The 23,135-nt window shown below is 57.8% G+C and carries 17 protein-coding genes; all 17 read left to right on the plus strand.

Features of this window, described 5'->3' with window-relative positions; translation table 11 throughout:
- The first annotated feature begins 2 nt into the window (after positions 1-2).
- A complete protein-coding gene (locus RPF88_RS25290; protein ID WP_287083554.1) occupies positions 3-944 on the plus strand; it encodes an ABC transporter permease in 942 nt (313 codons plus the stop codon).
- A 1-nt stretch (position 945) separates the two neighbouring features.
- Positions 946-1,827 (plus strand): ABC transporter permease, encoded by an 882-nt coding sequence (locus RPF88_RS25295; RefSeq protein WP_337123431.1) that lies wholly within the window; start codon positions 946-948, stop codon positions 1,825-1,827.
- A gap of 1 nt (position 1,828) precedes the next feature.
- Positions 1,829-2,836 (plus strand): ABC transporter ATP-binding protein, encoded by a 1,008-nt coding sequence (locus RPF88_RS25300; protein WP_337123433.1) that lies wholly within the window; start codon positions 1,829-1,831, stop codon positions 2,834-2,836.
- Entirely contained in the window at positions 2,833-3,864 is a 1,032-nt protein-coding gene (locus RPF88_RS25305) for an ABC transporter ATP-binding protein (protein WP_337123911.1), read from the plus strand. The genes RPF88_RS25300 and RPF88_RS25305 overlap by 4 nt, the downstream gene beginning before the upstream one ends.
- Positions 3,865-3,926: 62 nt before the next feature.
- A complete protein-coding gene (locus RPF88_RS25310) occupies positions 3,927-5,333 on the plus strand; it encodes a CapA family protein (protein ID WP_127399959.1) in 1,407 nt (468 codons plus the stop codon).
- A 971-nt stretch (positions 5,334-6,304) separates the two neighbouring features.
- Positions 6,305-8,797, plus strand: coding sequence for a GcvT family protein (locus tag RPF88_RS25315; RefSeq protein ID WP_287083553.1), 2,493 nt, complete (start codon positions 6,305-6,307; stop codon positions 8,795-8,797).
- A gap of 407 nt (positions 8,798-9,204) precedes the next feature.
- Positions 9,205-10,809, plus strand: coding sequence for an FAD-dependent oxidoreductase (locus RPF88_RS25320; protein WP_337123436.1), 1,605 nt, complete (start codon positions 9,205-9,207; stop codon positions 10,807-10,809).
- Between the two features lie 4 nt (positions 10,810-10,813).
- The gene (locus RPF88_RS25325) at positions 10,814-11,965 is read left to right on the plus strand and encodes an NAD(P)/FAD-dependent oxidoreductase (RefSeq protein WP_127399956.1); all 1,152 of its coding nucleotides are present in this window, start codon (positions 10,814-10,816) and stop codon (positions 11,963-11,965) included.
- A gap of 55 nt (positions 11,966-12,020) precedes the next feature.
- Positions 12,021-12,698 carry an antitoxin Xre/MbcA/ParS-like domain-containing protein gene (locus RPF88_RS25330; protein WP_127399955.1) on the plus strand — a complete coding sequence of 226 codons (678 nt, stop codon included), beginning with the start codon at positions 12,021-12,023 and terminating at the stop codon, positions 12,696-12,698.
- A gap of 373 nt (positions 12,699-13,071) precedes the next feature.
- Complete coding sequence (locus tag RPF88_RS25335; protein WP_287083552.1) at positions 13,072-14,169, plus strand: porin; 1,098 nt, start codon at positions 13,072-13,074, stop codon at positions 14,167-14,169.
- A 269-nt stretch (positions 14,170-14,438) separates the two neighbouring features.
- A complete protein-coding gene (locus tag RPF88_RS25340) occupies positions 14,439-15,692 on the plus strand; it encodes a methylaspartate ammonia-lyase (protein WP_127400309.1) in 1,254 nt (417 codons plus the stop codon).
- A 15-nt stretch (positions 15,693-15,707) separates the two neighbouring features.
- The gene (locus RPF88_RS25345; protein WP_127400308.1) at positions 15,708-16,859 is read left to right on the plus strand and encodes a CaiB/BaiF CoA transferase family protein; all 1,152 of its coding nucleotides are present in this window, start codon (positions 15,708-15,710) and stop codon (positions 16,857-16,859) included.
- Positions 16,860-16,992: 133 nt separating this feature from the next.
- Entirely contained in the window at positions 16,993-17,904 is a 912-nt protein-coding gene (locus tag RPF88_RS25350; protein ID WP_127400307.1) for an HpcH/HpaI aldolase/citrate lyase family protein, read from the plus strand.
- 140 nt (positions 17,905-18,044) lie between these two features.
- Positions 18,045-18,971 carry a LysR family transcriptional regulator gene (locus RPF88_RS25355; RefSeq protein WP_127400306.1) on the plus strand — a complete coding sequence of 309 codons (927 nt, stop codon included), beginning with the start codon at positions 18,045-18,047 and terminating at the stop codon, positions 18,969-18,971.
- A gap of 206 nt (positions 18,972-19,177) precedes the next feature.
- Positions 19,178-20,611, plus strand: coding sequence for an NAD-dependent succinate-semialdehyde dehydrogenase (locus RPF88_RS25360; RefSeq protein WP_287083557.1), 1,434 nt, complete (start codon positions 19,178-19,180; stop codon positions 20,609-20,611).
- Positions 20,612-20,617: 6 nt separating this feature from the next.
- Entirely contained in the window at positions 20,618-22,162 is a 1,545-nt protein-coding gene (locus RPF88_RS25365) for a fumarate hydratase (RefSeq protein ID WP_127399651.1), read from the plus strand.
- Positions 22,163-22,549: 387 nt separating this feature from the next.
- A complete protein-coding gene (locus RPF88_RS25370; RefSeq protein WP_127399652.1) occupies positions 22,550-23,047 on the plus strand; it encodes an Lrp/AsnC family transcriptional regulator in 498 nt (165 codons plus the stop codon).
- Positions 23,048-23,135 lie beyond the last annotated feature (88 nt).

The raw sequence follows: 23,135 nt of genomic DNA on the forward strand, positions 1-23,135 counted from the left end.
CAATGGCCGCCTACATCCTTCGCCGATCGATCTCAGCCATCGCGGTCATGGCGATGGTCGGGATTTTCGTCTTCCTCCTTCTTAGGCTGGCGCCCGGCGACCCCGCAATTAGGATGGCCGGCAGGGTGGCCACCGAGGAGAGGATCGCCACCATCCGCGAGCAACTGGGTTTGAATGATCCCATGCCGGTTCAGTTCATCCGTTGGGTGCGCGACATGCTCGGCGGTGATTTCGGCACCTCGATTTTAGCTGGGCGACCGGTTCTCGAGCTCCTGTCGCAAAGGCTTGAACCGACCCTTTCCCTGTCGATCCTGACGATGATCCTTTCTGTGACCGTCGGGGTCTCTTTCGGCATCCTTGCCGCGTGGTGGACTGGCGGTTTCGTAGACCGCTTCCTAACGGCCTTTTCAGCATTTGGTTATTCCGTCCCGGTTTTTGTCATCGGATATTTCATCATATACTTCTGCGCTATCAGGACACACTGGCTTCCGGTCCAGGGATATGTGCCGCTGTATGGTGGCCTCGGACCATGGTTCGCGCACTTGATCCTGCCTACAGTGGCCTTAGGTCTTGGCTACATTGCATTCATCGCCCGGGTTACGCGGGCAAGCATGCTCGAGGTTCTGTCGGAAGACTATATGCGAACGGCCGCCGCCAAGGGCGCTTCCTCCTATGCCATGCTTGTTCACCATGCCTTGAAGAATGCCGGCGTCCCAATCCTGACAGTCATCGGCATAAGCTTCGCCTATCTGATCGGCGGAGTCGTCCTAACGGAAACGGTGTTCAACATACCCGGTGTCGGTCGTTTGGTGGTCGACGCGATCAACAACCGCGACTACCCGATCATTCAGAGTGTGCTCATCCTGACTTCGGGTTTGTACGTTCTTATCAACCTCACAGTCGATCTGGCGTACACCGTGATCGATCCCCGTATCCGGTACTAATATGACGAGTTTATCCGCATCAGTTGAGCACCTCCCTGCAGGCCGCCTGCGAACATCTGATCTTCCCCGTCTGGCAAGGCGCCATCCGTTGGTCTTGATAGGCGGCGGCCTGCTGGGGCTTCTGATCATCCTGGCGCTCGCGGCTCCACTTTACGCCGGCGATCCGGGGAACATGGATCCGTTCAAACGCCTTCAGCCGCCTTCCGCCGAAATGTGGTTTGGGAGCGACAATCTGGGCCGGGATGTGTTTGCGCGAACGATCTTCGGTGCCCGCATCTCCCTCCTGGTCGGGCTGCTGTCGGCAGCGAGCGCGGCCGTGGTCGGGCTCCTGATCGGTGTCATCGCAGGTTACAGCCGCAGCTTCGACAATGTCGTCATGCGGGTCATGGACGGCCTGATGTCGATCCCGACGATTCTGCTGGCGATTGCGCTCATTTCTCTGATAGGACCGGGGATCGGCATCCTCATCGTCGCCATCGCCATCCCTGAGACGCCAGCCGTCGCGCGGCTGGTTCGTTCTGTGGTTCTGGGTGTTCGCGAGCGTCCCTATGTGGAGGCCGCGCTCTGCGGCGGGGCGCGCCTGCCGAAAGTGCTGTGGCGACATATCCTGCCGAGCACCATTCCGGCGCTAATGGTCCAGGGCGCTACCGTCTGCGCCAGCGCGATCCTGACGGAGGCGGGGCTGAGCTTCCTCGGCGTGGGCGTGCCGCCCGAGATTCCGAGCTGGGGCAACATGATCGCCAGTTCGCGGCTGTATCTCGCCATCGCCCCATTGACGATCTTCGCCCCCGGTATCTGTCTTGCCGTCACCGTCCTTGCCGTCAACCTGCTCGGGGACGGCCTGCGCGACCTGTTCGATCCCCGCGCCAAGCAGAGGCGCTGACATGCAGATGCATCAAGGGTTAGGGAACGACTTGCTGCTCGACGTGCGAAACCTCGAAACGCATTTCTTTGGCGAAGAAAGCGTCACTCGTGCCCTGGGCGGCATCAGCTTCCAGGTCAAGAAAGGCGAGACGCTCGGCGTCGTTGGCGAATCCGGATGCGGGAAGAGCGTCACCGCCCTGTCGATCCTTCGCCTGCTGCCGAAGCAGACCGCCAGGACCGTCGGCGGCGAGGTCCGTTTCCAGGGACGCGACCTGCTTCAGCTGTCCGATCGGGAGATGCGAAAGATCCGCGGCGACCGGATCGCCATGATCTTTCAGGAGCCGATGACGAGCCTGAACCCGGTCTATACGGTCGGCCACCAGATCGCCGAGGCGGTGCAGATCCACACCAAGGCTTCCCGCCCGGCGGCCATGAAGAAAGCCGAAGAGATGCTGCGTCTCGTGCGCATCGCGGATCCCGAGCGTCGCGTCAACAACTATCCTCACGAAATGTCAGGCGGCATGCGCCAGCGCGCCATGATCGCCATGGCTCTTGCCTGCTCGCCGGAACTGTTGATCGCCGACGAGCCGACCACTGCGCTCGACGTTACTATCCAGGCGCAGATCCTGCGGCTCATCGTCGATCTGAAAGAGCGCACGGGAACGGCCGTCATTTTCATCACGCATGACCTCGGCGTTGTCGCCGAGACATGCCAACGCGTGATCGTGATGTATGCTGGTCGGATCGTGGAACAGGCCAACGTTATCGATTTGTTTGCGCGTCCGGCGCATCCCTACACTCAAGGGCTCATGCGATCGGTGCCTGACCGGCGGCGCGGCCGTCAGCGCCGCCTCCCGGAAATCCCCGGCATTGTCCCAAGCCTGCGCGAGCCCATTGTCGGCTGCAGCTTTGCGCCTCGCTGCCCGTTCGCGATCGACATTTGCCGCGAGAAGACACCCGTCCTGCGTGATGTCGGGTCGAGCCACGCCGCAGCTTGCTGGCGCGCCGAAGAGGTGATGGGCGCATGAACGGTCCTTTGCTGAAAGTCGAGAATCTGACCAAGCATTATCCGCTCGGTGCTGGATTCCTGACGAAGACAATTCCGGTGATCCGGGCGGTGGATGATGTATCCTTCACCGTTGAGGCGGGCGAAACGCTTTGCATCGTCGGTGAATCCGGCTGTGGCAAGTCGACTGTCGCGCGGCTCCTGATGCGGCTTGTGCAGCCGACGGGTGGGCGCGTGTTGATCGACGGGACCGACATTGCGGGCCTCAAGAAGGACGCGCTTCACGCGTGGCGCCGTCGCATGCAGATGGTGTTTCAGGATCCTTACTCGTCGCTAAATCCGCGCCTCACGGCCGGGCAAATTATCACCGAACCCGTCGAGAATTTTGAACGTCTCAGCCGGAAGCAGCGCCAGGCACTCGCCACGGACCTTCTGCGAAAAGTCGGAATGTCGCCCGAGATGATGCATAGGCTGCCCTCCGAGCTGTCGGGCGGACAGCGCCAGCGGCTCGGTATCGCACGCGCCCTGGCGCTCAACCCCTCGCTGATCATCGCCGACGAGGCCGTGTCAGCGCTCGACGTCTCCGTGCAGGCACAGATCCTGAACCTGCTTCTGGATCTCCAGCAGCAGATGGGCATCGCCTTCGTCTTCATCTCGCATGACCTCGGCGTCGTGGAGCATATCGGCCATCGCGTCGCGGTCATGTATCTGGGGCGCATCGTGGAACTCGCACCCTGCGAGGCGCTCTTTGCCAAGCCGGTCCATCCCTACACCGAGGCGCTAGTCGCGGCCGCACCGGTGCCGGATCCGACCTTCGTTCGGCTGCAGGCGCCAGTTGAGGGCGAGGTGCCAAGCCCCATCAAGCCGCCGAGCGGGTGCGCGTTCCACCCGCGCTGCCCGCTCGCCACTGAGCGCTGCCGCGTCGAGGTGCCGCCTCTGGTGCCATTGGCAGATGGGCGCGTCGTGGCCTGCCATGTGCGCGCTCCGGCTACAGGCATGCCGGTCCACCCGGCTCCGGCGGATAATTCTTCGCTCCGTCCCGTGGCCTAACCACCGGTCCCTTCTGACGCCGAACATCGTTGCCGCGTGCGGCAAGCATAAAGGAGAAGCCTATGGAGAAATATACACAGAGCGGTTCTCATCTGGTCGAGCAGGGTGGAGACTACGATGTGGTCGGCTCGATTCAAACCAACGTCGCAGACGGCTTCACGATGGTAGCAGTTGGCGACCTCATCGTATCGCGGCCCCTGACCAAATATCAACATCCCGGCTTTGGCGACGTCGTGAAGATTCTTCATGACGCCGACGTCACATTTGGCAATATGGAGACCCTTATCTTCGACATCCGTTCGTTCAAGGGAAGTCCGCAGGCTGAGTACGGTGGTGCATATCACGTGAGCCTACCGGAGCTCGGCCCTGATCTGAAGGCGATGGGATTCAACCTAATGAGTCGCGCAAATAACCACACGCTTGACTGGGGCGTTGAAGGCATGCGCGAAACTAGCCGCGTGCTCGATGAGAGCAGCATCGTACACGCGGGTGCTGGGGAGAATCATGCCGAAGCCGGTGCTGCTCGCTTTCTGGAGACCGCTCGAGGTCGGGTGGCGTTGGTGTCGCTCGCCACGACCTTTATGCCAATGTCTCGAGCGTGCGATCCCGCAGGCGAAGCACCCGGCAGACCAGGGCTCAATGCCCTTCGTTTGACGCGAAACATCATCGTTCCCCCGGAGATGATTGAGAGCGTCAGACGGCTACGTGATGTGTTACCAGGCTATAACGCCGGCGAAGTAGATCAAGGTCAGGTCGTACTCCTTGGGCAGACTTTTAAGGCAGGCGAGAAACCCAGTTTTAGCTACGAAGAAAACCGTCGCGATGTCGCCGACATCTTAAGAAACGTTCGCAGGGGCAAACAGTTCTCCGACTTTTGCATCATCACGAACCATGGTCACGAGCCTGATTGGATCGAGGAGGTTAGCCAGGAACCGCCGGATTACGAGCAATCCTTCGCGCGGAAGATGATCGATGCCGGGGCAGACGCATATATCGGGCACGGACCGCATCTGCTGCGCGGTATCGAGATCTACAGGGGCCGGCCAATCTTTTATAGCTTGGGAAATTTCTTCTATGACGATCTGCGGACGCCCGTGGGGGCTGACATGTTCGAAGCCTATGGCAGGGACCCTCGGATCGACACAGATGCCGAGGTGACGGCCGACGAGGAGGCAAAAGGATACCCGACGCCAGACGGCTTTGTGGGAGCGCTCGCGGCACCGATTTTCTATGAGAGCGTTATCGCGGTCAGTCGCTTTGAGCAGAACCAGCTTGCTGAATTGCGACTCCATCCTATCGAGCTTGGCTACTCCAAGAGGTTTGCCAACCGGGGTATCCCGCGGCTGGTGACCGCGCCTCAGGCAAAGGCCATTCTCGAACGTCTACAGAGGCTATCCGAGGCATTTGGGACCGAGATCGCCATCGAGAATGACGTTGGGGTGATCAGATTGAGTCCGATTTCGCCGTGATCGTCCGCTGGGCTGCGGGATCTAATCATCTATTCTTCATTCGGAGTCATCGAAATATGATTTGAGCATTTATGGCCGGCGGCCGCAGGCGATCACGCTTGGCTCCGACCCTCCCCACAACGCGGAGACAGTCGTCAACGAACTGCGCTCGAGGAGCGGATGCCGGCCACCACATATGGGATTTCAAATGCGGGCCGCTCCATCGCGGACATCGGTTTGACTAACTCGCGGGCAGCAGGATGGGGCCTTCAGTTGCCTGTTTCAACTCATTTGCGATTGCCGTTTCGGGCCGGTCAAGAGCGGCTGCGCTTGCTTTCTCGTGCTGCCAACCCGTTTTTCGTTGTCAGTAGGGGCCACCGCGGATGTTTATGGCAGGGGCGTGGGGTGGACGGGCTCGGCCGCAGGCGGCATGCGGTCGAGGCCGGATCGAGAATGGCGTTGGGGATAAGTAGGTGATCGCTTTGATGGTCGGTGCACGCACGCACCAAATCGCACAAGCATAGCCGCCATCTCGTTTCCAGATGCCGACAATACATAAACAGTGTTTGACGGAAGCTGCCGAGCGATTGATCATTGAATGAGTAAGATGCCCCAGCCGTTGATTTGGGACTACAGATGCATACCGTCAAACTACATCGCGATCTGCAGAACAAGGCAGCCACGCGCCTACGTTCACCAAAAGCGCATGAAGGCTGCGGCAGCGTACCCTTCGACAACCGATGAGGACCCTTCGCGCCGTCGCGTGCTCTTTCGCGCGCCACTGGCGAGGAGCTGTGTCGACGGGAGCTCAATCTTGTCGCTCCGGCCCTCCCTTCGCCTGCCAGCATCATGCCGGCTGTCCAGCTTTTCCTTTCGGCTCTCTTGATCGTCTCCCTCATTGCCGGCTTGCTGAGGTAGCGGTTTGCTGATCAGCGCCCTTCCGCCAGTTGGGCAGAAGCCGGGAAGACCCACATAACAGGAGCTTAAGTTCCATGAACGTTTCAACAGAAGTTGGCGAGATTGTTGAGGTGTCCGAAAGAAAGTCGCTGCCCTCCAAAGCGCGAGCGGTCATAATCGGAGGCGGGGTGTCGGGATGCTCCGTTGCATATCATTTAGCAAAGCTTGGATGGACCGACGTCATTCTACTTGAGCGCAAGAAACTTACTTGCGGCACAACGTGGCACGCGGCCGGCTTAGTGAGCGAGCCGCCTACCGGTTCTAGGGTTATGACAAATCTGTACAAGTACTCGATGCAACTTTACTCGAGTTTGGAGGCCGAAACAGGAATAGCGACCGGACTCCGCCGCACAGGATCATTGTCAATCGCACTTACGGAGGAGCGAAAGCATGAATTGTACAGGCAGCTGTCTCTCGCCCCTGCGGTCGACGTCCAGGCGCGAAAGATCTCTGTACATGAACTCAAGGAAATGTACCCTCATGTAGATGTATCTGATGTCACCGCTGCGCTTCATTTTCCTAATGATGGGCAATGTGATCCAACTAATGTTACGATGGCGTTAGCCAAAGGCGCACGAAAGCGGGGCGCCGCGATATTCGAAGGAGTGCAAGTCACTGGTGTTCAGACGAGCAACGGCCGGGTGTCGAGCGTGACATGGGAGAAGGATGGCGAGCGAGGGCTAATTGAAACAGACAACGTCGTAAACTGCGCCGGTATGTGGGCTCGAGAATTAGGCTTGAGAAGTAACATCGGGATACCACTGCATGCATGCGAACATTTTTACATGCTAACTGAACCAATAGAAGGGCTGACCCGACTGCCGGTACTTCGTGTTCGTGACGAGCAGACGTACTACAAGGAAGATGCTGGGAAAATTCTCTTTGGGGCGGTAGAACTGAAGGCGAAGCCGTGGGGGATGGATGGCATCCCAGAAAGCTTCTGCTTTGATCAATTGCCCGAGGACTTTGCGCATTTCGAACCTATTATGGAGAGGGCTCTGAAGCGCATGCCGATCTTGGCAACTGCTGGTATCCGGACCTTCTTCAATGGGCCAGAAAGCTTCACGCCGGACGATAACTACCACTTGGGAGAAGCACCCGAACTTAGGGGCTATTGGGTAGCTTGCGGTTACAACACCGGAGGGATAGCCTCCTCGGGTGGTGCGGGCTTAGCGCTGGCCCAGTGGATGAATGATGGAGAGCCGCCATTCGATGTGTCGGGCGTGGACATCCGTCGGATGCAGCCTTTTCAAAGGAATCGCTCCTACTTGAAGGAGCGGGTGTCGGAGGTAGTGGGGCTCACCTATGCCGACGACTTCCCCGCCCGTCAGAAGACAACTTCTCGTGGTATTCGACGCTCGCCAATTCACGAGCATCTTAAGGTGCGTGGGGCGGTGTTCGGCGAGGCGGTGGGCTGGGAGCGAGCGAACTGGTTTGCCAGGGAGGATCAGGAGCGCGAGTATCGGTACTCCTGGCACCGCCAGAACTGGTTCGATAACCAGCGCGATGAGCACGTTGCTGTGCGCGAACAGGTCGGGATTTTCGACTTGACCTCATTTGGAAAAATCCGTGTGGAGGGACGAGATGCCTGCAGCTTCCTCCAGCAGCTTTGCTCCAACGACGTTGACGTGCCAGTCGGTCGGATAGTCTATACGCAAATGCTGAACGAGCGCGGCGGGATCGAGAGCGACCTTACCGTGAGTCGCCTCACGGAGACTGCTTACCTGCTCGTCGTTTCGGCATACACATTGTATCGTGACTTGTATTGGCTTCGGCGGCATGTCGACGACAGGTTCGTCGTTATTACCGATATGTCAGCTTCGGAAAGCGTCCTTGCGGTGATGGGGCCGAAATCGCGCGAACTGCTTGGCAGAGTAAGCCCGAATGATTTCTACAATACGAACAATCCTTTCGGCACCTTCCAAGAAATAGAGATCGGCATGAGTTTGGCGCGGGCGCATAGAGTAACTTATGTCGGCGAGATGGGTTGGGAGATTTTCGTCCCAACGGATCAAGCCGCGCATGTTTTCGAAGTAATCGAGGTTGCCGGCGCTGACATCGGACTCAAGCTGTGTGGGCTGCATGCCATTCTCTCGTGCCGCATCGAAAAGGCATATCGTGGTTTTGGGGAAGATATTGGCAGTGATGATCATGTACTTGAAGCGGGATTGGGTTTCGCCGTAAAAACAGCGAAGCCTGCATTTATTGGGCGAGATTCAGTGCTGAGAAAACGTGAGGCAGGGTTGGAGCGTCGGTTGGTGCAGTTTCTGCTCAAAGATCCCGCTGCACTGATGCATCGCAACGAGGTCATCTTGCGAGATGGTCGAATGGTGGGAACGATCACGTCTGGTGACTACGGGCATACACTCGGCGGTGCGGTAGGCCTCGGATACGTGCCTTGCAAGAATGAAAGCGAAGACGAGCTTCTCTCCTCCTCTTACGAAATCGAAATCGCAGGTGAGCGCTTTGCGGCGGACGTTTCGCTTAAGCCGATGTATGATCCAAAGAGCGAGCGGGTGCGGGCTTGAATTGCCACGGGAGCGGTTCGGAATTCAGCGGGTTAGGCGTGCAACGATCCAGCAGCGTTTGAAAGGCACACTGAACCGCGGGAAGGCCCAAGAAGTCATAATTGCGGGCTGCCGCCCAAAGCTGGTTCCCGTTCGACGGTGCCCAAGTGATGTGCCAACGGCCGCCTAATCTACAAAAGATTATTGCCTCACAATGCATTCGCTTCATCTCGAAACCAGATTAGCGCAATTCATAAACTGAATTTGACACCAGCCCGCATGTCGAATGAACCTCCTGAATAGGTTCGAACGCCGAGAGCTGATGCCTTGCCCAGGCATATGAAGCGACCGAGTGACACCCAGAGTCTTTCCGATCTCGACTGTGAGTAGCCCCATTTCAAACGAAGAGTATTCGATAGCGTTACCCCATGAAGACTGATAGAAAATCCGTTGCAGGCAAAGAGCTGATCGTCCAGGAACACACCCAACTCTTGGTAGTTGGTGCAGGTCCTGCTGGTCTAGCTGCCGCAACTGAAGCGGCTCGGCGAGGCCTCTCAGTCGTGCTCGTGGACGAGAATCCGGTTGCCTTCAAAACCATGGGCGAAGACGTGCCGCTACAATACGGACGGGGCATGTCCGGCGTAGCACGCAACCACAACGCAATGATCGAGGCGTTCCTCACTAGCGAGCCACTGATCCAGGCAGCGTACGAAGGCGGGGTGGACGTGCGGCTCGGCACCGCATGTTGGGGGCTTTATGCAAATGGTCCCGGTGTCCACTGGCTACCAGGCACGGTTGCCGGCTTGTCCGACCATGATCGCGGCTGGCTGATTGGAGCCGAACACGTCATTGTCGCGGCCGGCCGGCGAGATATGGGACTGGGATTTCCCGGTTGGGAGAAGCCGGGCGTGATGGGCGCCACGGCGGCGGTTACACTCGCGGCACGCTTCCGAGCGCTGCACCCTAGGCGGGTGGTGATCCTCGGGACGTCCGCAGAGGCGCTGAGTGCTGCTGCAGCACTTGGGAACGCCGGCATTGAAATCGCCGCGATTGTCGAACAGGCGATCGAGCCCGTCGGTCCCTCTCAACTTGTGACCGATTTGCGCGCCGCTGGGTGCGAATTCTTGACCAGTCATGTCGTGCGCGAGGCGGTGGGGCGGCGATCGGTCGAGGAAGTGCTCATCGTCGCTGTTGACCAGGCCGGTCGGGCCTTTGGCGAAGAGCGCCGCATCAGCTGCGAGGGCGTCTTGCTAGCGGTCGGCGCAACTCCGGTGGTCGATCTCCTCGCCGCCCATGGCTGTCATGTCGAATTTCACTCCGAACGCGGCGGCTATGCGCCGGTAGTGGATGGGGATCAGCGTACCAGCGTCCGCAATGTCTTCGCGGCCGGCGATTGTGCCGGCATCTGGCCTAGGAAATCGCTCGACCGCAGCATCGCTGCGGGCGAAGGCCTTCGCGCGGTAGCCGCCATTCTAGGGGGGGCTAAAAATCCTCTACCCGCCGAGGTCAGGGAGTCCGACTGGCCGGCCTATGATTTGTCAGCCTATCGCAAGGCTTGGGTACGCGCCAGCGTCGTGGAGGCGCGTGGGGAATTCCACGTATGTCAATGTGAGGAGGTCACCGCCCTCGATATCCTCGAGGTCCGTCCGCCTCGCTATCTCGGCTGGCAAGCCGACCGCAGCAAGAATCGGTCGCTCTGCTCACTGCTTGAGGAAGTTCCCCCAAACCCAGACCAGGTCAAGCGGCTCACCCGCGCGGGCATGGGACCGTGCCAAGGACGGCGCTGCCGTGAGCAGATAGCGGCCTTGCTTGCGCTAAAAGCCACCGTGCCGCTCGCGGATATTCCTCTTGCGGGGTACCGCGCGCCGGTGCGCCCGCTTCCGCTGGCGATCGCAAGCCAGCTTCTGGAATCTGATGATCAAGCCAAAAACTGGGAGCCTTGGTTCGGAATCCCCTCGCAATGGGTACCTCCAGGGGAGGTTCCGGAGCTGTTTACAGTTGCGACAAGTGAGGAAACGTCGTTGGGGCAATGAGGCTATGACTGAGGTCAAGGGTGCATCAGTCGTCATCGTCGGCGGCGGCGTTACAGGGCTGAGCGCCGCATGGTGGCTGGCACAAGCCGGCGTCGACGTACTAGTTGTCGAGAAAGGGATCGTCGGTTGGGAGGCGTCTGGCCGCAACGGCGGCGGCTGCGGGCACCTCTTATCGCCTCTTTACCCCGAGATGCTGCGTCTGTGGCCCATCATGGATGAACTGCTCGGCTACCCGACAGAGTTCTCTCCCAACCGCATAAACGTTGCCGTTACCGAGCAACAATTGGTGGACAACACCCACAGTGCTGAGTCGGCACAACGACATGGATACCGGAGCGAGCTTCTCGACAGTAAGCAATGCCGTGAACTGATCCCCCTGATTGGGGATAACGTCGCAGGCGCGCATTTTTACCACTTTGGCGGGCACGCAAATCCACACCGCACCGTTCAGGCCTACGCGTGGGCAATGCAGGATCACGGTGGCCGACTGATGCAGCACTGCAGGGTTGTTGGGTTCCGCACCGAAGGTGAGAGGGTGGTGTGCGTAGAGACGGAGCGCGGCCCGCTTGGCTGCGATCAACTTTTGATTGCGGCAGGTCCACACACTGGTCGCTTGTCCGCGATGCTGGGTCAGGAAGTCCCCATGCAAAGCGCGCGCGCTGAAATGATTGTTACTGAACCACTTCCCATAATGGCTTGTGGCGGTGTGGACGGTAATGGCCTTCACGGCCGACAGACACTCCGGGGCAATTTGGCCTTTGGAGGCGGTCCGCACGAATGGCTGAAGTTGTCCGAGGCAGGCGGGTTTGCTAGCCCCTCGACCCCGCTGCTGGGCCATATTGGCCGTCGTTTGATTGAGATGATGCCGAAGACCGCGCACGCCCGCATCATTCGATCTTGGGCCGGTATAATCGAGAATACGCCTGACGGGCGTCCTGTGATCGACCGGCTCTCTACCTTTCCTAATGTGGTTGTTGCGACCATGTCCAGCGTGGGCTTTGGTCTCTCGCCATCCAGCGGGCGGGCGATCCGCGACGTGATTGTAGACGGCACCTGTAGCTTCGCGGACATTTACTCATTCAGGTTGGCACGATTTGCGAGACTCGAGCCCGACTGGCGTGAATTGCAGGGATGGATAGCGCTCTCGACGGAGTAGGCCGGTCTCCCGATGAGGTGCGCAGAGGACTCTCACGCCGGCAGGATAGCCCCACATGACAAGATCAATTGATTTTGGAGATGAACCTCGCCACGACGATCTTTTAAGTTTTGTAGCCAAAGAAGTCCAGCGGGTTCTGGCTCAGCACGAGGAGGTCATTAAAGAAAGGAGTTCAATCTCTTCGCATGTAAAACCCTGTTCAAAGCGCCCGCAAGGGATTCATGACCGTTTAACCGCACTGGCCTTCGAATTTGTTCTCAGGCTTGCAGCCGAAGCAGGACGTCGTTCCCATGAAGGCGTAGGTGAGACGGCTCCCCCCAGTGTGCGAACCGAGGGCGCGCGTGAAGGCGCAGTCTTAGAAGCGCGAGATCAGCAAAACGATTGTCAACGTATCGAAGACTGGGCGGGCACTGTTGCTGGCCCTACTTATCTGAAAGTACATTTCGGCATACCGCGATCGACATTGCATTGGTGGCAACGGCACAACGATGTGGTTGCGTTGCGGAAAGGCGCCCGCAAGCATGTATTCCCCTTGGCTCAGTTCGTCGACGGCAGGCCCGCGCCAGGAATACGACAAGTGCTCTCGTTGATCGCCAATCCCAGAGCGGCCTGGCTCTGGCTGACCTCCCCTTCACCTCAACTTGATGGCCGAACTCCCATAGAGCTGCTACGGCAAGAGCTGGCTGCAGAAGTCCTTCGGGCTGCACGAGATTTTTCTTTGACCTTAAAGTAACCGACAAAAGCTCTTGCAAATGAGAGGGCTAGTCTAGGCGCGAGTGGTCCGCTGCGCTTTGAAAACTTAGGGCTGCGCTACGCATATTGCCTCAACGTGCAATATATTCAGAATGTCCAAGTAATATTCGTATAGTATGTACTAATTGTATAAATCTTATTTGCGATTAGTGACAAATCGGCAACGGATGCTGTGCATCGATCCGAAATGTAGGCATATATATATTGAATTTCTCAATCTTACGTATAGCCTGATTTACGAAAAAGCGGCGCGACGTGCATCTTTTTCCATTGTGTGGAGCGGGAGGGATGCTGGTCTTCCGAAAGAGGATGGCCCCCGGCCCTTTTTTAATTTTTTGAGTTGGAGATCAAAAATGAACATCAAGAGCGTTCTTCTCGGCTCCGCTGCGGCGCTGATCGCAGTTTCCGGTGCGTGTGCCGCCGACGCTGTCGTCGTCGCCGAGCCGGAACCCGCCGAATACGTCAAGATCTGCGACGTCTACGGCGCTGGCTACTTCTACATCCCCGGCACCGAAACCTGTCTGCGCATCGGCGGCTATGTCCGGTGGGATGCTTCGGCCGGCCAGGAAGGTTCGTTCAACGGTCGCCGTGTCGTCGACCATGAGGACGGCAGCATCAACGACACCTGGCACAAACAGGGCCGCTTCTCGCTGAAGACCTGGACGGCCCAGGAAACTGAACTCGGCACCCTCAAGTCCTACACTCAGAATAACTTAAGTTATACCAATGGCATTGACAGCAGCACGTTGAAGTTTGCCTGGATTCAACTCGGTGGGCTTCGCGTGGGTAAGGACGAATCGGCCTTCGACACGTTCATCGGCTACGCCGGCAACGTCATCAACGATACGCTGGTTCCCTACGGCGATTTCGACACCAACGTCGTGCAGTACTACTTCGACGCCGGCAGTGGTTTCTCGGCTATGGTCTCGCTCGAAGAAGGATCGGGGGCTGCTGGTACGATCGACAGTTATATACCGCATGTGGTGGGCGGCGTGAAGTACATGCAGGGCTGGGGCGCCGTCACCGGTGTTCTGGCTTATGACAGCAACTACGAAGAGGTGGCTGGCAAGATTCGCTTGGACTTGGCCCCGGCGCAGAACCTAGCACTGTTCGTTATGGTTGGCTACGGCACGAACGACAAGCTCTCGGATCCAGCCTATGCGGTCCCTGCTGGCGGCCGCGGTTTCTACAAGCAGTGGGGCGGCAACTGGGCAATCTGGAGCGGTGGCACCTACACCATTAACGAAAAAACCAGGTTCAATCTCCAGGCTTCGTACGATGAAGACAAAAACCTCGGCGTCGCCGCAAACGTTGAATACGACATTGTCCCCGGTCTGACGATCACGGCCGAAGTCGACTACATCAACGAAGGCAACTCCAACTGGACTGGTATTCCGGCGGGTGAGGATAACGCCATCGGGGGCATCCTCCGTTTTCAGCGGTCGTTCTAACGCAACGAAGCTTAGAACTCAGCGTCCGTCGGAGGTGTTGCGTGCGAATGCGGCTCCTTCGGTCGGTGAGGACCAAGCCATCGCTCCGGGAAGTCCGCCATCCTGCGAAAGGCGCCCAAGGTCTTGAGCTTGTCGGGATACAACACATGGACCATCTGGAAACGCGATGCACCCGCCTCAGACTTTATATTGGCGACTCAATGCCGGGCGGCGCATAGTTAGGCAGACGGTGGGCGGGCCAAGATACGGAACAAGTCGAGCGAACCGAAGTGCAGATCAAAGATGTCCTTCTCGCGCCTGGCAACGGTGCATTTTTTTATGACGATCAGGAAGCCATCAGGTCCGGCGCAATCCAGGACGGCTTCATCTATGTTGGCCCGCCGACAACGCCCGGGTTCCATTCGATTCGCATTGCAGCTTCGTCGCTAAGTATCGGTTTAGTCCTTCCTGACGACCACGTTGTCTGGGGCGACATGATGAATGTCCAGTACTCTGGTACGGGTGGACGTGATCCTTTGTTCGATACGAACCAAATCTCAAATTTGACTTCGCGCGTTATCGCGCCACGGCTTCTCGATGTTGATGCCTCTAGCTTTCGTACTTCTTGCGCAAAGGTTTTCGAACATGTTGAAGATCAACGGTTGCCCCTGGCCGTGGAGTATGGCGTTAGCCAAGCTCTTCTTCGCGCAGGCGCCTATCTTCAGCGCAAGACAATGGCGGAGATCGTATGCTTGGAGTTTGGCCTTCCTCTGCCGACGCGCCGAGTCCCGATCTACTGCCAGAGCGGAGACGCTCGCGAAATCAACGTTGATAAGATGATCCTGAAGGCAGTAGATGTGCTTCCCCACGGTCTGATTAACTCGCGACAGAAATTTGGAGTCGACGGCCAAACGTTCATAGGGTTCGTCAAGTGGGTAGCATCGCGTACGCGTCAAATCGGCCGCCCTGGCTATCATCCGGTACTGCATTTCGATGTATATGGCTGGATCGGCCAAGAAATCGGAATGGAGACGCAAAGGATCGCCGACTTTATCTGCAAGGTCGCAGATGCCGTCCCGGATTTCACACTCAACATCGAGTCCCCTGCTGATTTTGGCTCGACGCAAGCTCAAATTGAAAACTACGCCAAAATCGTATCGCTTTTGGAGTGCCGGGGTTCCAGCGCACGGATTGTTGTAGATGAGAGATGCAATACGCTTGAGGACATTCGGCTCTTCGCCGAAGCGAACGCCGCGCATCTGGTCCAAATAAAGACGCCAGACGTCGGCTCAATCGCCGATACGGCGCGCGCAGTTCTCATCTGCAAGGAAAATAGGGTGGGGGCGTATGTCGGGGGAAGCTGTACCGAGACAGATCTCTCCGCCCAAGTTTCTGTCCACGTATCTGTGGCTACTCAGGCCGACATGATGCTTGCAAAGCCGGGAATGGGCGTCGACGAGGCGTTCTCAGTTGTTGGGAACGAGCAAAATCGGTTGCTGGCGATGCTGAGCCGTCGTCGAAATCAAAACGAAAAAACAGTATGAAAAGTACGGTGCCGCATGCAGAATTCTCTTGAGGCCATCACTGTCGTAGCCGTGGAGCAGGCCGTGGCCGCGCCTTATGCATCGTCTCGTCTCGCTGACGCGGGCGCCCGGGTCATCAAGATCGAAAGGCCAGAAGGGGACTTTGCCCGCAACTATGACAAGTTGGTGCAGGGGCAGAGCGCTTACTTCGTTTGGCTCAACCGGGGTAAAGAGTCGGTCTGTCTGGACCTGAGGTTGGAGGCAGACCGCGAGGTCCTCGACGCGCTCATTGCCGCAGCTGACGTCTTTATCCAGAATCTGAAGCCAGGCAGTATCGAAAAACTGGGGTTTGGATCTGCTGATCTTCGTCGACGACATACCGGGCTGATCACCTGCGACATCTCTGGTTTCGGTGAGAATGGGCCGTATTCCCATTTGAAGGCTTATGATCTCATCGTTCAAGCCGAAACAGGCCTGTGCGCCATCACCGGCAACCAACAGGGACCCGCGCGTGTAGGAGTGTCGGTTTGTGACATCTCTGCAGGTATGACTGCGCACAGTGCAATTCTTCAGGCACTATATCACCGGGAGGTCACTGGCGAGGGGGTCGGGATTCAGGTGTCCCTGTTCGATGCTGTCGCTGACTGGATGAATGTACCGGTTCTGCAAAACGACTATAGCGCCTATCAAACGGTACGTGCGGGCGTGAAACACCCCTCACTGGCACCGTATGGCGCGTATCGCTGCGCCGACGGCAAAGACGTGATCTTCTCCGTTCAGAATGACCGGGAATGGGTGAATTTCTGCGAGAAATTTCTGCTGCGGCCTGAACTCACACGTGCACCCGGGTTTGCCGATAATATGGAGCGCCTCGGTCGACGTGCGCAACTTGATGAGATCATTGAAAGGCGGTTTTCCGAACTGTCCTGCCACGAAGCAATGCACGAGCTTGAGGCGGCCGGATTGGCATATGGGCGACTGAACGAGGTGGCGGATATTTCGAGGCATCCACACATCCGCAGGGTTGAGGTTGGCACCCCACAAGGAACTGTAGAGACCATCGCTCCGGCGGCGATCTTCAACTCTGAGCGCCCCTCGTTGCGCGCAGTTCCGGCTCTTGGTGCGCATACGGAGGCTATCCGAGAGGAGGTTCGAGCAGGGTTGCGCGCAAGAGCCGCGTCAGCGTGAGCGTGCCTCTGGTCGGGAAGGGGCGCGGTCGCAATTTACACAGTGCATGCCTAGCCCGCGATATGTCAGCGCTACGACCGCCCAGCAAGCTCACTAACACCGCCGCACTAAAATCGACGGCAAAGGCCACTTCATGAAGCACACTGGTCCGGCCGCTGGAAGCTCGTTGTCGATTCCCCGCTGGAGATCTCTGCTCTTCGTTCCCGCTCATGTTCGGCGCTTTGTGGACACGGCTCATGAACGGGGGGCAGATGGCGTCATACTCGACCTCGAGGACTCCGTTCCGGAGGATCGAAAAGATGAGTCACGGCGCCAGCTTTCTGCATCCGTGGCAAAGGTGGGCAGAAGGGGTGCTTATGTTTTAGTTCGCGTGAATCGCGGTTTGCGAGCCTTGGCGTCCGATCTCGATGCAGCCGTGATGGCGGGCGTTGATGCCCTTGTTCTTCCTAAGACGGATTCGGCAGCGTTGGTATTAGAGATCGCGAATGCGGTATCGGAACTCGAACGGGAAAGAAATCTTGCGGTGGGTCGAATCCGGTTCCTTGCCTTGATCGAGACCCCGGCAGCATTACAAAGTCTCTCAGCCATTGCGTCGGCCCATCCCAGGATGGTTGCAATGGCGCTCGGTCCTGAAGACTTCAGTGCCTCTGTTGGCGGTGCACCGGAACTCGACCTTCTTTTGACACCGAGCCTTTCCGTTCTGTTTGCCGCTCGCGCCGCAGGCTTGCTACCACTTGGCTCTATAGGAAGTATCAGCGAGTTCTCAGACAAGGACAGACTTCGTGAAGCTGCGGCGCATGCGCGGCGGCTTGGCTTTGCCGGAGCTTTGGCGATCCATCCAGCCCAGGTGGCCATATTCAATAAGACTTTCTCACCAAGCCCACAGGAACTCGAGTGGGCGCGTCGTGTCCTTGTGGCGGAAAAAGAAGCGACGGCGCAGGGCAGAGGCGCGTTCGCCCTGGACGGAAAGATGGTCGATCCTCCGGTTATCCGAAGGGCGCGAGATATCATCGCCACGGATCCGGCCGCCGAGTTGGCCGTTTGAGTCCTCGGCGGGTTGATCAAATCAGACTGGGACAACACGACAGCAAGGCGTCATGCAACTCGGCACAATTATTGCTGTCGCGCCATCGCATTTCGAGATAGATTAGATCGATTGCAATCTCCGCCCTCGGAAGAGTACCCGTGGAAATCAGGCAGTTAAGATACTTCGTTGGCGTGGTCGAAGCAGGCAGTTTCACGAAGGCCGCTGGCTTTCTGAATGTCGCCCAGAGTGCGCTTAGTCTGCATGTACGCCAACTGGAGGAAGGCTTCGGCACTCAGCTGCTGATACGCGACAGGACCGGCGTGAGCGTGACGGCGTCAGGAGCCAAACTGCTCGAGCGGGCGCGGGCGATTCTCAAAGAAATTCGACTTACCGAGGCGGAATTGACCAACACAGCCGCTTCCCCTGCCGGGGAGGTGACTATTGGCATTCCGTCTGGGGCTGCTCGCGTCCTGAGCGGTCCGCTGCTTGAGGCGGTGAGAAATGAACTGCCTAGGGTGTCCCTCAAGATGGTCGAGGGCATGACGGGACCGTTGGAGGAGTGGATGGCCGGTGGACGCTTCAATCTGGCGGTTTTGTACCGCACTGCGGACAGTGTGGGGCGAATGACTGTGCTAGCGCGCGAAGATCTTTGTCTGGTGGCTCCGTCCGGCCAGCCACCGTTCGAAGATGCGATATCTCTGGCGGACCTGCATGCATTCCCGTTGGCGGTTCCCATGCGAAATAACAATGTCAGGCGTTCGGTGGCTGACGTCGTCGCACAACACGGTTGCGCGCTGGACGTCAAGTTTGAAGTGGACTCCCTCTCAACGATCATCAACATGGTCGTAGAGGGAAAAGCGCATTCTATTCTCGCCCCGTCTGCCGTTCAGAAAGAAGCCTCTCAAGGGCTGGTCCGGACGGTCAAGATCGTCGATCCGGTGATTACCCGCTCCGTCGTGCTTGCTGTAAATTCCAAAGATGAGCGTTCTGCGGCTGTTTCCGCGGTCCGCAAGCTCGTTCCGAAGGTCGCCAGAGAATTGATTGAAATTCGGGGCTGGGCAGCGGTGGCGCCTGAGGCGACCTGACAACCTAACCTGTAAAGCTGGGGCATAATCTTTTGCGGCCATCAGGATCAGCTCGATCTGGATTCCAGATGGATTTCGGCAATATTCGATATTTGACCCGCCGCCACCATCGCGATGAAACTGGCTCAAGCGAGTTCAGAAGGTTCAGAAGTTTCGATATCGAAACTGCGCTCGTATGGCAAGAATTCAGTCAAGTGGAGCCCGCGATGTCCGACGCCAAGAGCTTCGAGCTCTTCATTAATGGCAAATGGCGAGCCGGTGGTAGCCGAGCCACTTTGCCGGTGATCAACCCGGCGACGGAGAAGGTATTTGCCTCAGTGGCCTCGGCTACGGTGTCAGACTTGGATGAAGCTCTTACTTCGGCAGAACGCAGCCGCAAGGCGTGGTCCTCACGACCCGCCAAAGAGCGTGGCGAGATCCTCGTCTCTGCCGCCAGCATTCTGGCAGAGAAAGCTGGCGCCGCAGCCAGGGACCTGTCGTCCGAACAGGGAAAGACGATCGCCGAAGCGACAGGAGAATACGCGCGCGCGGTCGAAACGCTGGAATGGAATGGCCGGCATGCCGATGAGTTGTCGGCCCCGATTCCGTTGGGCTTGAACAGGATGATAGCCCCGGAGCCGCTCGGTGTCGTCGCTGCATTTACGCCATGGAACTATCCGGCCGTTCTTATCGCCCGCAAGCTCGCCCCCGCGCTGGCGGCAGGCTGCCCGGTGATCCTCAAAGGGGCCGAGGAGACGCCAAGCGTGGCTGTCCATATCGTGGAATCTTTGCGTCAAGCAGGGATACCGGAAGGCGTGGTCAACCTGGTCTTCGGTGTTCCTGTGCATATATCGCGGCATCTGCTCAGTTCGCCAATTGTGAAAGTCTTGACGTTCACGGGGTCGACCGCTGTTGGAAAACAGCTGGCCACGCTCGCCGCGAAGAATTTGCAGCGCTGCATTTTTGAACTCGGGGGACATTCCCCGGTCATTGTGTGCGAAGATGCGGATCTGGCAAAGGCGATACCGGCTATTTCGGAATACAAATTCGAGTGCGCGGGCCAGAGCTGTAATGCGCCCAGCAGGATTCTTGTCGCCCGATCCCGCTATGAGGAATTCCTGTTCCGGATGACGGAGGCGGTCCGAAAAATCAGAATCGGTCCACCGGATGACCCTGCAACGCAAATGGGGCCAATGGCAAACGCGCGTCGAATAGAGGCCATGAAGCGCCTGACCAAGGATGCGGTAGAAGGCGGCGCCCGCGTCGAGACCGGTGGCACCCCCCTTGACCGACCGGGGTTTTACTGGCCTCCAACCATTTTAACGGGCGTACCGAAGGAAGCTAGAGTGCTTCATGAAGAGCCGTTCGGACCGATACTCACTGTGGCTCCTTTCGATACGATCGAAGAGGCGATCGATGAAGCCAACGCCACGGAGTACGGTCTGGCCGCCTACTTGTTTACTGGCGCGGCCGATACGCAACAGAGGCTTGTGAGCGGTCTTTCTGCGGGCGCTGTTAGTGTGAATTACCTGAAAGGGGTTTCCGCTGATGCCCCTTATGGAGGAGTCAAGCAAAGCGGCTATGGATATGAAGGCGGCGAGCAGGGGGTGCGAAGCTTCCAGATTCTGAAAATGGTCAACGGCCTCGGTTCATTTGGATGAAATCCGGTGGGAAATAGAACACGGACCATCTCCGGTAGCGACATCACAAGGAGTGTCGCCGACGCCCTTCAGTACATCTCGTACTATCATCCGCCAGATTATATCCGGTCTCTTTCTGAAGCATACACGCGAGAACAGAGCCCGTCGGCGAAGAATGCCATAGGTCAGATTCTGCTGAACTCCCGCATGGCGGCCTTTGGTCGGCGCCCGATCTGTCAGGACACCGGGCTTGTGGTGGTCTTCGCAAAGGTCGGCATGGACGCCCGCATCAAGTCAACGGCCAGTTTCGCTGATCTTGTGAATGAGGGCGTACGTCAAGCCTATCTCGATCCGGACAATCCCCTTCGGGTATCGATCGTTGCGGATCCCCTCGCTAGACGGGTCAACACCCGCGACAACACGCCGGCAGTTGTCCATGTCGACTTGGTGCAAGGTAACCAGATTGAGATCACCATCGCCGCGAAAGGCGGCGGGTCGGAGAACAAGGCACGTTTTACCACTCTCAATCCCAGCGCCTCCGTTTCCGACTGGGTGGTCAATACCGTTTCGACGCTTGGCAGCGGGTGGTGTCCACCTGGACTGATCTCTGTCGGCATCGGTGGTAGCGCTGAAAAGGCGATGCTGCTGGCCAAGGAAGCCATGAACGAGCCCATCGATATGGCGGAACTGATCGCAAGGGGGGCGATAAGCCCAGAAGAGGGACTGCGGATTGAGCTTTATGAGCGCATCAACGCGCTTGGCATCGGCGCCCAAGGGCTTGGTGGTCTGACAACAGTCGTTGACGTCAAGGTTGCGACCTATCCTACTCATGCGGCTTCCAAGCCCGTGGCGCTCATCCCGCAATGCGCCGCCAACCGGCACCTGAAGTTTACTTTGGACGGCTCTGGACCCATCAGCCTCCAGCCGCCCGATTTGCGCGAATGGCCCGACATCGGAGCCGACGAATTGAACCCAGCCGGCGTCCGGCGGGTCAATTTAGATTCCCTCACGAACGAAGAGACGGCATCGTGGCGCTGCGGTGAAACGCTCCTGCTGTCTGGAAAGATACTGACGGGCCGTGACGCTGCCCACAAACGAATGATCGAGCTGCTCGATGCCGGCAAGCCGCTTCCGGTCGATCTGCGGGGACGCGTGATCTACTACGTCGGGCCCGTCCGGGCTGTGAGGAATGAGGTCGTTGGACCTGCTGGTCCAACAACCTCCAGCCGCTTGGACGATTTTACGGACAAGGTGCTCGCCGAAACCGGCCTTTTCGCGATGGTGGGCAAAGCGGAAAGGGGACCGGCGGCCATCGAGTCGATTGTAAGACACAAAACGCCCTATCTTGCTGCAGTGGGTGGCGCTGCGTACCTGATTTCAAAATCGATTAAGGCGGCGCGGATCGTTGCCTTTGAAGACCTGGGCATGGAAGCCATCTATGAATTCGATGTGCAGGACATGCCCGTTATCATGGCCGTCGATGTTGAGGGAAACTCCATTCACAATTCCGGGCCTCTTGAATGGCGTAAGCGTATGGCGGCAGACAGCATCGCACGCAACATCGGCGTTTGAGTCTTTCCGTTGGGCGATTTACGCCAGCCTCCCGCACGGATTTTGTGTCGCATGACGACAAGCTGCATTTTATGGTTCAGCTCTACTGGGGCGAGCCAGTTAAGTTCCAAACCGAATTCGCCGTCACGCGTTCGATGCTGATGCTGTTGAGGGTGCCAGCCAAGTCAAGCACCGGAGAGGCCAAAGATGCGCTATGTCTTTGCGATTTATGAAGAGGACGTCGCCGAAAGGAAATATCCTCTAGAAATGCGTCGTTCGCAACTGATGACCTCACACACTGACGCGGCGCGAGCCAAGGATGGATGACTTTCACTACATTCGCCCTCTTCAATTAATACATTGTGTTGGCACTGCTTACGCTGTCCAACGCGGCTTGAGAGAAAGGTCATGAAGTCTAAGCACGATCCTGTGCGACTGGACGCTTGGGATGTTCGGATTCTCTTGGAGCTCCAGTCAGATGGTCGCATCTCGAAAAGCAAGCTCGCAAAGCGTGTTCACCTTTCGCCTTCGGCTTGTTCGGACCGGCTCCGTTTACTTCAGGCCGCAGGGATCATTGAGGGGTTCTACGCGCGATTGAGTCCCGCCCTCGTCGGGGGGGTTATTTTTGTGATGGTAGAGGTGGTACTAGATCGCCACCGTCTTGAGGACCAACGACATTTCGAAGCTGCGGTCCAAGACATTCCGGAAATCCTGGACTGCTGGGCTATCGGTGGGAGGATCGATTATCTGATGCGCGTTTCGTCTCCTTCTATGGTCGCATATCAGGATTTCATGGAGAGACTGTTGCAGTCAGGCTTCGGGATCGATCAATACTACAGCCTTGTCGTGACGAAACCAGTGAAAACCAATTCACCGATCCCCTTGTCGGCAATAAGGCAACGATAAAACGTCAAGGCGTGGTTTTCACGGCGATTGGCCTCGATTCCGTTAATATCTCGGCTAAACCTGTTCATTTCCGCGAAACTCAACAGGT

The organism is Mesorhizobium sp. ISC11, from assembly GCF_037162595.1.
GTDB lineage: Bacteria > Pseudomonadota > Alphaproteobacteria > Rhizobiales > Rhizobiaceae > Mesorhizobium > Mesorhizobium ciceri.